The 13209-nt window shown below is 69.1% G+C and carries 11 protein-coding genes and 1 tRNA gene; 4 read left to right on the top strand and 8 right to left on the bottom strand.

Annotation, left to right across the window (positions count from 1 at the left end; all coding sequences use genetic code 11):
- Positions 1-6 precede the first annotated feature (6 nt).
- From TCUR_RS04935 to glmU, 6 genes are all read right to left on the bottom strand, one after another.
- On the bottom strand, positions 7-834 hold the full coding sequence (locus tag TCUR_RS04935) for a 3'(2'),5'-bisphosphate nucleotidase CysQ (protein WP_012851372.1): 828 nt from the start codon (positions 832-834) through the stop codon (positions 7-9).
- Between the two features lie 108 nt (positions 835-942).
- Entirely contained in the window at positions 943-2418 is a 1476-nt protein-coding gene (locus TCUR_RS04930) for a sugar transferase (RefSeq protein ID WP_012851371.1), read from the bottom strand.
- A gap of 233 nt (positions 2419-2651) precedes the next feature.
- Positions 2652-3236, bottom strand: coding sequence for an aminoacyl-tRNA hydrolase (pth, locus tag TCUR_RS04925; RefSeq protein WP_052305418.1), 585 nt, complete (start codon positions 3234-3236; stop codon positions 2652-2654).
- Positions 3237-3471: 235 nt separating this feature from the next.
- The gene (locus TCUR_RS04920; protein ID WP_012851369.1) at positions 3472-4074 is read right to left on the bottom strand and encodes a 50S ribosomal protein L25/general stress protein Ctc; all 603 of its coding nucleotides are present in this window, start codon (positions 4072-4074) and stop codon (positions 3472-3474) included.
- Between the two features lie 239 nt (positions 4075-4313).
- Complete coding sequence (locus TCUR_RS04915) at positions 4314-5291, bottom strand: ribose-phosphate diphosphokinase (RefSeq protein ID WP_012851368.1); 978 nt, start codon at positions 5289-5291, stop codon at positions 4314-4316.
- Positions 5292-5320: 29 nt separating this feature from the next.
- Positions 5321-6772 (bottom strand): bifunctional UDP-N-acetylglucosamine diphosphorylase/glucosamine-1-phosphate N-acetyltransferase GlmU, encoded by a 1452-nt coding sequence (glmU, locus tag TCUR_RS04910; RefSeq protein ID WP_012851367.1) that lies wholly within the window; start codon positions 6770-6772, stop codon positions 5321-5323.
- 327 nt (positions 6773-7099) lie between these two features.
- Between glmU and TCUR_RS04905 the strand changes: the two genes are divergently transcribed.
- A tRNA-Gln gene (locus tag TCUR_RS04905) sits at positions 7100-7172 on the top strand.
- A 40-nt stretch (positions 7173-7212) separates the two neighbouring features.
- On the opposite strand, the gene TCUR_RS27315 is transcribed toward TCUR_RS04905, so the two are convergent.
- On the bottom strand, positions 7213-8922 hold the full coding sequence (locus tag TCUR_RS27315) for a helix-turn-helix domain-containing protein (RefSeq protein WP_174315323.1): 1710 nt from the start codon (positions 8920-8922) through the stop codon (positions 7213-7215).
- A 555-nt stretch (positions 8923-9477) separates the two neighbouring features.
- Here TCUR_RS27315 and TCUR_RS04895 point away from each other — a divergent pair.
- The 3 genes from TCUR_RS04895 to TCUR_RS04885 all read left to right on the top strand — a co-directional run bounded on the left by TCUR_RS04895 (position 9478) and on the right by TCUR_RS04885 (position 11911).
- Positions 9478-10425 carry an acyl-CoA desaturase gene (locus tag TCUR_RS04895; RefSeq protein WP_012851365.1) on the top strand — a complete coding sequence of 316 codons (948 nt, stop codon included), beginning with the start codon at positions 9478-9480 and terminating at the stop codon, positions 10423-10425.
- A gap of 143 nt (positions 10426-10568) precedes the next feature.
- Positions 10569-11267: a TetR/AcrR family transcriptional regulator gene (locus tag TCUR_RS04890; RefSeq protein WP_245536979.1), complete on the top strand. Its 699-nt coding sequence runs from the start codon at positions 10569-10571 to the stop codon at positions 11265-11267.
- 365 nt (positions 11268-11632) lie between these two features.
- Entirely contained in the window at positions 11633-11911 is a 279-nt protein-coding gene (locus tag TCUR_RS04885; RefSeq protein ID WP_012851363.1) for a hypothetical protein, read from the top strand.
- A gap of 178 nt (positions 11912-12089) precedes the next feature.
- Here the strand turns inward: TCUR_RS04885 and TCUR_RS04880 are convergent, their stop codons facing one another.
- On the bottom strand, positions 12090-12974 hold the full coding sequence (locus TCUR_RS04880; protein ID WP_012851362.1) for a trans-aconitate 2-methyltransferase: 885 nt from the start codon (positions 12972-12974) through the stop codon (positions 12090-12092).
- Between the last annotated feature and the right edge of the window lie 235 nt (positions 12975-13209).

Raw genomic sequence — 13209 nt, 5'->3', positions numbered from 1 at the left:
GCTTGATCAGCCTTGCGGCTCCTGCTTCACATCCCGGATGCCGGCCAGCAGCATCGGCGCCGACGCAGGGTGGCAGACAAGGATATCCGGCAGCATCGGGTCGGGGCGGTTGTAGGTCGGCTCCGAGCCGTCGATCCGGGTGGCGTGCGCCCCGGCGGCCTTGGCCACCGCGACCGGGGCGGCGTTGTCCCACTCGTACTGGCCGCCGGCGTGGACGTAGGCGTCGACGTCGCCGAGCAGCACGGCGGAGATCTTGGCTCCGGCCGAGCCGATCGGCACCAGTTCCACCTTCGTCTCCAAGCGTTCGGCCAGGCTCTGCACGAACTGCGGCGGACGGGTCCGGCTCACCGCGATCCGCAGCAGGTCGGGCTGAGGGGCCGGCACCGTCAGCGGCTGCCGGCCGGCCGCGCCACCGACCACTGCGCGCACTCCGCCGTCGGCCGCGGTGGTGTGCAGGGTACGGCCCTGGGCGGGCAGCGCCACCGCGCCGGCGACGAGCCTGCCGCGCTCCCACAGCGCGACGTGGACGGCCCAGTCGGTGCGCCCCTCCTCGGAGAACTCCCGGGTGCCGTCCAGCGGGTCGACGATCCACACCCGCTCGGCCCGCAGGCGAGCCGCATCGTCCTTGCCCTCCTCCGACAGCACCGCATCGCCGGGACAGCGCTCGGCCAGCGCGGCCATCAGGAACTCGTGCGAGCCCTGGTCACCGGCGTTCTTGAGCGCTTTGCCGTCGGCGTGCCCCACCCGGGCGCGGATGCCCAGCAGCACCTCGCCCGCGGCGGTGGCCAGCTCGGCCGCCAGCGCGTGGTCGTCGGATCGGGAGATGGACGCCATGAAGCCTACTTCCGAACTCGGTTTGGTGGGCTGCCGTCCATTGTTCCCCAAGATCGGAGTATTCCGGTCCCCGCTTCACCGATCCCGGCCCCAAAGCGCCGTCACGGCTCAGTAGGCTCCCGAGGCGCGGAACACGGCCGACCAGGTCTTCCACAGGATCTGCAGATCCAGGATCAGCGACCAGTTCTCCACATACCGTACATCGAGCCGGACCGACTCCTCCCACGACAGATCGGAACGGCCGCTGACCTGCCACAGCCCGGTCATGCCGGGCTTGACCGCCAGGCGGCGGCGCACGTCCTGCTCATAGCGGGCGACCTCGTCCGGCAGCGGTGGGCGCGGGCCGACCAGGGACATCTCCCCGCGCAGCACGTTCAGCAACTGGGGCAGCTCATCGAGGGAGTAGCGGCGCAGCACCCGCCCCACCCGGGTGACCCGCGGATCCTCCTTGATCTTGAACAGCACCCCGTCGTGCTCATTGAGCTCGACCAGCTCGGCCTTGCGGGCCTCGGCGTCGGTGACCATCGTGCGGAACTTGTAGATGGTGAACAGCCGGCCGTCACGGCCCACCCGGGTCTGCCGGAACAGCACCGGCCTGCCGTCCAATATCCTGATCGCCAGGGCCAGCCCCACCAGCAGCGGGGACAGCACCAGCAAGATCACCAGCGCCCCCACCCGGTCGAACAGGTTCTTGACCAGCCGCCAGCCCCCGCTCAGTTCCGGATGCTCCACGTGCAACAGCGGCAGCCCGGCCACCGGCCGGATGGAGATGCGCGGGCCGACCACGTCCATCAGGGCCGGCGCCACCACCAGCTCCACATCGTCGCGCTCGATCTGCCAGGCCAGCCGGCGCAGCGCCACCCCGTCCATCTCCGGACAGGCCAGCACCGCCACCGAGTCGGCGTCCAGCATCTTGACCACCTCGGCGGCCCGGCCGAAGTCGCCCAGCACCGGCACGCCCTCCACCTCGCGGACCGCGTCCTCGCCCCGGCTGAGGGCCGGCGGCAGGCAGACGGCGACGATGTCCATGCCGTGGTAGCGCTGCTTGCGCAGCAGCTTGATCAGATCGGCCAGCGCCCCCCGATGTCCCAGCGCCACCACCCGGCGCATGCACTCGCCCCTGCCGCGCCGCTTGTGCAGCCGCTTGCGCAGCCGGTAGCGCAGCACCCAGGTCAGCAGCGTGCCCAGCGGCAGCGCGATGACCACATAACCGCGGGCGATCTCGGTCTTGGTGGCATAGGCCGTGGTCGCCACGATGGCGGTCATCACGAATCCGGATCTGACGACCCGGTGGAATTCCTCCCAGCCCACCCCGATGAAACGGGCCTCATAGGCCCGTCCGATCGACAGCGTCGCCACCCACAACATCGGCAACGCCACCCCCAATCCCAGATAGGGAAGGTGGTATTCCTCCGGAACGGGGGTGAAGCGCACCGCGAACGCCACCATGCCCGCCACCAGCATGGCGATGAAGTCCAGCGCGAGAGCCCAGTAGAGGTAACGGGGAATCCAGTCGGTACGTTTGCTGCGCTCCTGCGCAGCCGCTTGTGATCTTCTAACCTTGACCTCGTCGACGACGGCCATGAAGCGTCCTCACAGGAGTGGGCGACGGATCGGCCCCTGCGTCACCTATTACCTCAGAGACGCGCAGACGCCACTTCTGGTTCACGCGCCGTTCGGATTTACCGCCGCATCCAGCATGTTAAGCCTTCCTTAAGGTGCGCAAGGTGAACCAGTGGCCACAATGTGACATCCCCCATCCTTGGTAGATTTTCTAGATCCCCCTCCCAAAGCATGTCAGGATGTCACAAAGCACCTCAGTGGGCGGGGCGAGCATGATACACGTTCTGGGCCGCCTGCAACCCCTGGGTCAGCAGCATCTCCACCGCGTCGGCCGCCACCTGCAGGTGCAGCTCCAGATCCCGGCGCTCGGCCGCAGAGAAGTCCCGCAGCACGAAGGCCGCCGCGTCCATCCGCCCCGGCGGCCTGCCCACCCCGAAACGGACGCGCAGATAATCCGGCGCCCCCAATGACTTGCTGATCGATCGCAATCCGTTGTGACCGCCCGCGCCACCGCCCTGCTTCAGCCGCACGGCGCCGTAAGGAATGTCCAATTCATCGTGGACGATCACAATCCGTTCCAGAGGAACTTTGAAAAAATCTCGCAACCGGGCCACCGGGCCGCCCGAGTCGTTCATGAACGACCGCGGCTTGGCCAGCACCACCCGCCGCCCCGCCAGGCGCCCCTCCAGCACCTCGGCACGGGCCTTGTGCGCCTTGAACCGGCCCCCCATCCGCCCGGCCAGCACATCCACCACCATGAACCCGGCGTTGTGCCGGTTGCCGGCATAGTCCGGCCCGGGGTTGCCCAACCCGACCACCAGCCACAGATCCGCTTCCATCACACCCGCCCGGATCCTCCCGCGCCACAGCCCCACCGAGCCCTCTGCACCACGTCCTCCCCGCAGGCCACAGCCGGGCACGAAGCCGCGACCCGCAACGTCCCGGGCTTCGGGCACCGCCAAGGCTCCCGTCCCGGCCTCCAAAACCACATGCCTGAAAAAGACCCGCCCATGAAGCGGCCCCCGTGCCGGATGAGACCGCACGGGGGCCGATGCACACCGACAGCCGGTGCCGTTACTCGGCGGACGCCTCCTCGCCGGACTCGGCCTCGGCCTCCTCGGTGACCGCCCCGGCCAGCACCGACGCGTCCGCGATCTGCAGGATCAGCGTCTCCTCGTCGGCGGCCAGCGCCACACCCGACGGCAGCTTCAGGTCCTTGGCCAGCACCGAGTCGCCGACCTGCAGGCCGGAGACGTCCACCTCCACCGTCTCGGGGATGTGGGTGGCCTCGGCCTCCACGGCGACCTGAATGACCGGCTGCTCCAGCCGTCCCCCCGCCACCACGTCACCGGTGGCCACCACCGGCACCTCCACGGTGACCTTCTCACCGCGCTTGACCAGCAGCAGGTCCACGTGCTCCAAGAAACCCTTGATCGGGTCCCGCTGCACGTCCTTGGGCAGGGCCAGCTCCTCACCGCCCGGCAGGCCCTCCAGCCGCAGCAGCACGTTGGGCGTCTTGAGAGCGAGCATCAGGTCGTGCCCCGGCAGGGTGATGTGCTGCGGAGGGGTGCCGTGGCCATAGAGGACGGCGGGAACCTTGCCGGCCCGGCGAGTGCGCCGCGCGGCGCCCTTACCGAACTCGGTGCGCGGCTCGGCGGCGATACGTACCTCGGACACGGCGGAAACTCCTCATGTTGCGATCCACGGCCGTCCCCATGGGACGTCCGTTACGGACAATGCGTATCAAGGCGAAGGCTTAATGCGGCAAGCGCCTCGTGAGATCCTCTGCGGTCCCCGGGGAGTGCGAGTCCAACACCGGAGCCGTACTACAACGACCCGGGGCACACACGGATCACCAAGTCTAGCCGATCGCCGCACGCCCCCACGCCACAAGGCCGTCCGGCACGGCCGCCCCGTCAGCTCTGCCCGCTGAACAGGCTGGTCACCGACCCGTCGCTGAACACCTCGTGAATCGCCTGGGCGATCAGCGGCGCGATCGACAGCACCGTCAGCTTGTCAAAGCGCTTCTCCTCCGGGATCGGCAGGGTGTTGGTCAAGATCACCTCAGAGATCCGGGAGTTCTTCAAACGGTCCACGGCCGGGCCCGACAGCACCCCGTGCGTGGCCGTCGCCACCACCTTCGCCGCGCCCTGCTCGAACAGCGCATCGGCCGCCTTCACGATCGTGCCGCCGGTGTCGATCATGTCGTCCACGATCACACACGTGCGGCCCTCGACCTCGCCGACCACCTCGAAGACCTTGACCTCGTTGGCCACCTCCGGGTCGCGGCGCTTGTGAATGATCGCCAGCGGGCAGCCCAGCCGGTCGGTCCACCGCTCGGCCACCCGCACCCGGCCGGCGTCCGGAGCCACCACCGTCACCTGCGAGGTGTCCAGCTTGGACTCCACGTGATCGGCCAGCAGCTCCAACGCGAACAGGTGGTCCACCGGGTGGTTGAAGAACCCCTGGATCTGCGCGGTGTGCAGGTCCACCGTGATCAGCCGGTCGGCCCCGGCGGTCTGGAACAGATCCGCCATCAGCCGCGCCGAGATCGGCTCCCGGCCCCGGTGCTTTTTGTCCTGCCGCGCGTACCCGAAGAACGGCGCCACCACCGTGATCCGAGCAGCCGAGGCGCGCTTGAGCGCATCGACCATGATCAGCTGCTCCATGATCCACTGGTTGATCGGCGCGGTGTGCGACTGGATCACAAAAGCGTCCGACCCGCGCACCGACTCCAAAAAGCGCACGAAGGTCTCGCCATTGGCGAAGTCATAGGCCGCGGTCGGCGTCAGCTCGACATGGAGATTGGCGGCGACCTCCTTGGCCAGCTCCGGGTGCGCCCGGCCGGAGAAGAGCATCAGCTTCTTCTCACCGCTCGCCCTGATCCCACTCACCTGAAGACAACTCCCCCTCGATGGAAAAATCACTCGCCGGACCCGGCCTCATCGGCCCGTTCCATGGCCCGGCGCGCCGCCTCCGCGGCGGGGGTCCCGGGTCGCTTGCGCTCGACCCACCCCTCGATGTTGCGCTGCCGGCTGCGCGCGACCGCCATCGCCCCCGGCGGGACGTCACTGACGATCACCGAACCGGCCGCCGTATAGGCCCCATCGCCTATGCGCACCGGCGCGACCAGCATGTTGTCGCTGCCGATCTTGACGTGATCGCCCACCACGCTGCGGTGCTTGTTCACCCCGTCGTAGTTGACGAACACACATCCGGCGCCGATGTTCGAGCCCTGCCCGATCTCGGCGTCACCGACATAGGTGAGGTGGGGCACCTTCGACCCTTCCCCCACGACGGCGTTCTTCATCTCCACATAAGTGCCCGCCTTGGCCTTGCGGGCCAGCCTGGTGCCCGGACGCAGATAGGCGAACGGGCCCACCGAGGCCTGCGGGCCTATCTCGGCGCCGACGGCCACCGCGTTGGTGACCACGGCTCCGGCGCCCACCGAGGTGTCGGTCAATGTGACGTTCGGGCCGACCTGTGCGTCCTCCGCCAGATGGGTGCGGCCGTGAAGCTGGGTGTTGGGATGGATCACCACGTCCGGCTCGATGGTGACCTGCACGTCGATCCAGGTGCTGGCCGGATCGACCACCGTCACCCCGGCCCGCATGTGCTCCTCCAGGATCCGCGCGTTCAGCAGCCGCCGGGCCTGCGCCAGCTGCACCCGGTCGTTGACGCCCTGGGTCTCCACCCAGTCGGGCGCGGTGAACGCCCCCACCCGGTGCCCCTGCTCGCGCAGGATCGCCGGCACGTCCGTCAGATACTCCTCACCACCGGCGTTGTCGGTGGTCACCTGCTTGAGCGCCGCCTCCAGCAGCGTCCCGTCGAAGGCGTACATGCCCACGTTGACCTCGCGGACCGCGCGCTGGGCCTCGTCGGCGTCCTTGTGCTCGACGATCGCGGTGACCGCGCCGTCCGGGCCGCGCAGGATCCGCCCATAGCCGGTGGGGTCGGGCATCTCGGTGGTGAGGACGGTGGCCGCGTTGCCCTCCCGCTCGTGGGCGTCCACCAGCTCCTGCAGCGTCCGGCCGCGCAGCAGCGGATGATCGCCGTTGGTGACGACCACCGTGCCGGCCAGTGCGCCCACCTGCTCCAAGGCGATGCGGACCGCATGGCCGGTGCCGCCCTGGCGCTCCTGCACGACCGTCTCGGCGTGCGGGGCGTGCTCGGCCAGGTGCTCGATCACCTGCTCGCGGCGGTGCCCGACCACCACGATCAGGCGCTGGGGCCGCAGCTGCTCGGCGGCGGCCAGCACATGCCCCAGCATGCTGCGTCCGCACAGCTCGTGCAGCACCTTGGACTTGCGGGACTTCATCCGGGTGCCCTCACCCGCGGCGAGGACGATCACGGCAGCCGGGCGGCGCGCACTCACAGGAGGCTCCTCGGCATCGCGGACTGTAGATGAAGGGGTCGGGCTCGGCAGCCGATGGAGCTGTCCAAGACGCCCTGGCCTGCACCCACGCTGGGCAGGGGGCATCTGCCACCCGACAGTTGCAGGATACCGCCCCGCCCGGCACTGTCGCCTGCCCGCCTCCGGCAGGCCCGCTCGTCCCGGCACGCCCGGCGGCCGCCGCTCCCGGTATAAACGGTGGAGAGAGAGGGCACAGTCGGTATGATGGGACAGGGTCCCGGTCTCTGCCGAGAGGGACGAGGGGCCGGATGCCGAACAATTGAATAACAGAGAATTCGACTTCACCGATCCGGGATCGTCTAATTGGCAGGACGACTGTTTTTGGTGCAGTTAAGTGGGGGTTCGAATCCTCCTCCCGGAGCTTCTTCACTCTCCCCGAGGCCGAAATGGCCTCGGGGAGTTCATTTATTTGCCGCCGGTTCTCCACCGAGGACCGCTCCCAGGAACCACCCCTCTATCTTCCAATAGAGCTCCCTGCTGCGCAGGACGTCCACCTGGAGACACCCTCGATACTCCCGGTCCCGGTATGAAGTTTTCGGTTCATGTCGCTTGATCACCGGGCTGCGGAAGAAGTCCCGTTCGACGCCCAGGGGCTTCGCCCAGAACTCATGAGCGGCCTCGACGTCCCCCGTCCGATGAATGTGAACGCGCATGGCCATGCGTGACCGCTCGACTCCGCAGGACTCGAGGAAAGCGACGAAGAATTTCACCAAGGCGGCATCGCTGTTGATGAAGCACACCCGCTCCCGCCTGCGGTAGGTCTTGTCCTTGCCCCCTTCGCACCAGTACATGACCGCGCCGAGCAGGAGCAGCTCCCGCTCGCTCAGCGGGTGGACCTCCCGCGCGGCCCGCTCGGCGATGAGCCGGTGGGCGACATGCGCGTACGCACGCCGCTGCCTCCAGTACTCCCGCAGGCCGGCCGTTCGAGGATCGCCGTCCCCCCGCGTCCTCATGCGCTCCCCCAGCAGCCATTCCCTGACTTCGGCGCGCGGATGGCGCAGGTGTGCGGCGATGCGCCGGTATCCCCACCCTTGAGCTCGCAGTTCCCTGGCCTGGTCTTTCAGCGATTCCGGCCGGCCCGCCCCGGCGGCCCATCGCGGGGCGGGCGCCTGGACGGCCAGCAGTCCGTCCACAAGTTCCTCATCGGGTATGCCCAGGAGGTTTTGAATGTCGGTCCGGGAGTGCCCGGCGCGCCGCATCGCCACCGCCCGCTCCCGAAGCCGCGTCATCGGTGCGGCGAAGAGCGCCCCGGAACCATCGTTCTCCGATTGCTGTAGCACTGCTTTCGCCAATCCCTCGATGCGCCGGTACAGCTCCGCGCCCCGCAGCACGCCGACCTGCAAGCAGCCGCGGTAGTCCTTCCCGAGGTTTCTACGGTTCGTCACCGGATTCGATCGTTTGATGGTCGGTTCGCCGAACTGCCGCGCCGAAACACCGACCGTCTCCTCCCAAAACCGGTGCGCCTCCTCAAGGTCGGCGGTGTCGTGTATCTGGAGCCGGAACCTCAGACGGCTCCGATCCACCCCCAGCGCATCGAGGAAGCGCAAGAACAGGACGACCAAAGCAGGATCGGAGTTGGTGAAGATCACTCGGCCGCCCGGGGCGCCGGGTCTGCTCTTGGCCCCTTCGCACCAGTAGGCGATCGCGCCGGCGAGAGTGAGGTCGCGGTCGGTGAGCTCGCCGATCTGACGGGCGGCCGCCAGCTTGGTCGCCAGGCGACGGGCGTGGGTCTTGCCGCCGGTCCGGCCGGACCGGCGGCGGGCCTCGACCGAGCGGCGGATCTGCTCTGCCTTGTCGATCGGGCGGGGCATGTCGCGCAGCCACAGCGAACAAGAGCTTTTGGAGACTCCGAGGGCGGCGGCTATCTCGCTGTAGGACTTGCCTTGTGCGCGCAGTCGGCGGGCACGGGCGCGCAGGTTGTCCTTGGCGTTGGGGCGTTTGGTCCACTCGGGCGGGGGTTCGCCCCGGACGAGCTCGGCGGTCAGCCTTTTGCCGATGCCGAGGGTTTCCCTGATCTGGCGGGTGGACTTGCCGGAGCGGCGGAGGGCGACGGCCCTGCGGCGGAGGGTTTCATACCGAGGGTCATTTGACATATGCGCACCGTAGCGCACACATCTGACACTTTGTGACCGATTTCACACTTAACGCGTTCACATCGGGGCGGCTCGGCGGGGAGGCCGCCGCAGCGTGGAGAGCCCTGCGCGCATGGCGTTGTCACGATGCGAGGCCGAGCCGGGAGGGGATGCGGCGCGACGATCTCCGAGGGCTGACGCACCCCCTGGCGAACCTTGACCGAGATCACCCGATCAATGCGGCCCGTCCCGGTTTAGCGGCTCGCTTACCGAGCAGACCTCTTTCATGCGGTCTGCTCGCCCCGCAGGCGGGCGGCGGGCCGGGTGCCAGGCAGGACGTTCCGTCGCGGAGGGAGAAGGACTGTTCTCCGGAGGCATCGCCGAGCGGCGGCCCGGTCAGGGAGACCTGGGCCGGTGGCGTGTGCCGGTCGCGCAGGCGGGCGGCCTCGGCCGTCCCCCCCGGCGGGTGCGGCCGGGCCGGCGCTATGTGACCTCGGAGACAGGCCACCCTGTTTTTGCCGAAGAGCACTGTCCAACCTACGGTTCCGTAGGTTACGGTGGCGTAGGTAAGGTTCCCGACCTGGAGCGTTTCGCATGGCTACAGCCCCCGTACTCGACCCACCTACCGGCCGCCGGCCTCTTCCCGACATCGAACCAGACCGCGCGGGCACCGGAGAACGGGTCCTCATCGGGCTGTTCACCGGTGTGCCCTTCCTGGCCCTGTTCGCGGCCGTCCCGATGGCCTGGGGGAACTTCCTGGGCTGGGTGGACATCGCGCTGATGGCGGTCTTCTACCTGGTGACGGCGGCCGGCATCACGGTGGGCTACCACCGGCACTTCACCCACAGCTCGTTCAAGGCCAAGCGGCCGCTGCGGATCGCGCTGGCCGTGGCCGGCAGCATGGCCATCGAGGGGCCGGTCATCAACTGGGTGGCCGACCACCGCCGGCACCACAAGTACTCCGACAAGGAGGGCGACCCGCACTCGCCGTGGCGGTTCGGCAACGACTGGAAGGCCCTGACCAAGGGCATGTTCTGGGCGCACTACGGCTGGCTGTTCGACGGGGCCCGCACCTCCAAGCGCCGCTTCGCGCCCGACCTGCTGGCCGACCGGGACATCGTGCGGGTGCAGCGGTGGTTCCCGGCCCTGGTGGCCGCCTCGTTCCTGCTGCCGGCGCTGCTGGGCGGGCTGCTGACCTGGTCCTGGCAGGGCGCGCTGACCGCGCTGTTTTGGGCCGGGCTGGTGCGGATCACGCTGGTGCACCACGTGACCTGGTCGGTCAACTCCATCTGCCACACCTTCGGCAAGGAGCACTTCGAGGCGCGCGACAAGTCCCGCAACGTGTGGTGGCTGGCCATCCCGTCGCTGGGCGAGTCCTGGCACAACCTGCACCACGCCGACCCCACTTGTGCGCGCCACGGCGTTCTCAAGGGGCAGGTGGACATCTCCGCCCGGATCATCTGGGCTTTTGAGAAGCTCGGCTGGGCGACGGCGGTGCGCTGGCCCAATCAGGAGCGGCTGGCCGCCAAACGGGTTGGTTGAGGCCCAGTTCACGGGACAATTGACCTGTGACTGAACCCGCCCCGCGCTCTCGCCGTAAGAGGATGACTGGCAAGGAACGACGCGAGCAGCTTCTTGGAATAGGCCGGACCCTCTTCGCCGAGCGAGGGCTCGAGGGGACTTCGGTGGAGGAGATCGCCGCTGCGGCGGGGGTCTCCAAACCCGTGGTTTACGAGCACTTCGGCGGCAAAGAGGGTCTGTATGCGGTGGTGGTGGACCGGGAGTTCGAAAGACTGCTCGGTCTGATCACCGAGGCGCTGATGGCGGGCAGCCACTACCGGCAGAAGCTGGAGAAGGCCGCGCTGGCGCTGTTGCAGTACATCGAGGAGAGCAGCGACGGTTTCCGCATCCTGGTGCGCGACTCCCACGGCGGGACGGGCACCGGGAGTTTCGCCAGCCTGTTGAGCGAGATCGCCAGCCACGTGGAGCACCTGCTGGCGCGGGAGTTCGACCGGCACGGCTATGACGACAAGCACGCTCCGATGTATGCGCAGATGCTCGTCGGCATGGTGGCGCTCACCGGGCAGTGGTGGCTGGACGCGCGCAAGCCCAAGCGCGAGGAGGTCGCCGCGCATGTGGTGAACCTGGCCTGGAACGGGTTGTCGGGCCTGGAGCAGCGTCCCACGTTGGATCCCAAGCGGCGCCGTAAGGAACGGGAGCGGCTGAAGCGGCTGCGGGAGAAGGAGGCCGCCAGGCAGGAGAAGGCGGCGGCCCGCGCGGAGAAGGCGCAGCGCAAGGCGCGCCGGGGCGACCTTGAGGAGCAGGCCGCCGAGCCGGCCCGGCCGCCGGAGGAGGATCCCCAGGACGTCGCCGAGGAGCGTTGAAGCCCTTCCACCTCACCGTCTCCGCAGGCCGGACGCCATGGTGCGGGCGGCGACGACGGTGAGGGGAACGAGGTGAGGCCGAGGTTCCCGTTCCCGGCTGCGCCGGAAAGGTGTGGAGCCCGCTGCGGTCGCCGCACTCCGACCTTGTGGGTGTGGCGGCCTTTTTCATTTCCGGGACGGAGAACGAGGGCGGGGTGCGGCCATGTCCGAAGACGGGTGGGCTGCATCGGTTTCGGTTCCGGGAGAGGGCCGGGGTCCGCCCGAGTGCTCCCTGCGGCCGGGTCGAACGCAGCGCCTTGGCCCAGCGAGGAAATGTCACACCTCACCCTTAGATTCGAACACACATTCGAATCTGGGAGGTCGTCATGGACTCGTTCACCGGTCACCGCTGGGAGGAATCGGGCGGTTTCCGCGCCGCTGCTCGCCGGAGCCCGCACGATGAGCGCGATACCCCGGCCGACGACTGCGCCACGGCGTTCTTGAGCGCCGTCGATGAGGCCCTGTGGGTGCTGCTGGACGCCCAGCGCGCACCGGCCTGTGCGTTCGCGGGCGCCGCGCGGCGGCATGAGCACATCCGGCAGTTGCGCCGGCTGCTCGACCGGTTGCACGAGCTGCTGTCGCAGTGGCAGAAGGCGCCGCCGTGAGAGGGTGTCATGCCGGCGGCCGTCCGAAGTTCGTCCAGGCGGCCGCCGGCCAGGGGTCGCCGGGCTCGGGTCGCGAGTCCGGGATCATCACGGGTGCCGCCCATCGCGCAACGGGCACACCGCAGGGGAAACGAAACACCTCGTCCGCGCGGATGGGCGGCACCCCGCTCGGGAAACCTCAGGGCGAGGGGCCCGCCCGGCTCGAGGCGGTGCCCGCCTCGTTCCCAAGGCGGCGGGCCACCACGAAGATGCGCCGGAACGGGAAGACCGTGCCGTTCGGCCGCGGCGGATACGCCCGGCGCAGCAGCTTTGCGTACTCGGCGAGGAATTCGCCGCTCTCCTCCTCGTCGAGCAGGGAGAGCACGGGACGCAGTGTGGTGCCCTTGACCCATTCCAGCACCGGGTCCGGGCCGCCGAGCACCTGCAGGTAGGTGGTCTCCCAGGCGTCCACGGCGCAGCCGAGTCCGCTGAGCAGGTCCAGGTAGCCGGCCGCGTCGCGCACCGGACGGTCGGGCAGCGCGTCGGCGAGCCGGTCCCGCCAGCGCGCGGACCGGCACAGCTCTCGCAGCAGAGTGTGGCTGGGCGCGTCATGGTTGCCCGGCACCTGGAAGGCCAGGCATCCCCCGGCCGTCAGGCAGTCCACCCAGCGGGCCAGCAGCTCCTCGTGGCCGGGCACCCAGTGCAGCACCGCGTTGGAGACGATCAAATCCACCGGCCGGGCGGGGCGCCAGTCGCGCACGTCCGCCACGGCGAAGCGCACCCGGCCGCCGAGTGCGGTGCCGGCTTGCCCGTCGGTGCGGACGTCCGCACCGGAGAGGGCGGCGGTGATCATCTGTGGGGAGATGTCGATGGCGTCGATCGTCGCCTCGGGCCACCGGCGCGCCAGCAGCAAGGTGAGCTCGCCCGTCCCGCAGCCCAGGTCGGCCACGCGGCGCGGCGCCGCCAGGGGGATGCGGGCGATCAGCTCGCCGAACGGGCGCGCGCGCTCGGCTCCGAAAAGGCCGTACTGCGCGGGGTCCCACAGGACGGGCCCGTGCTGCGGCGCGACGACTTCTCTCGACATCAAGACAGAGCATGGCCCGCAAATATCTTGATGTCAAGTATCTTTGCGCCGAGAAATCAAAAACCGCACGTCAGGGTTACCGAACGGGCTTTCCGGCACGCGGAAACGTTGATCACAGGACAATCCGGCGCAGATCCGCCGACCGGGCCGCGGAAACGGACCGGCAGTGCCGAGCGAACGGCGCCCCGCCCACTCCCGCCGGCGAACGGCGCGCGCCCTCCTCAAGGTGGTCGGC

It is taken from the genome of Thermomonospora curvata DSM 43183 (assembly GCF_000024385.1).
GTDB lineage: Bacteria > Actinomycetota > Actinomycetes > Streptosporangiales > Streptosporangiaceae > Thermomonospora > Thermomonospora curvata.
This window is presented reverse-complemented; position numbering and strand designations above follow the sequence as displayed.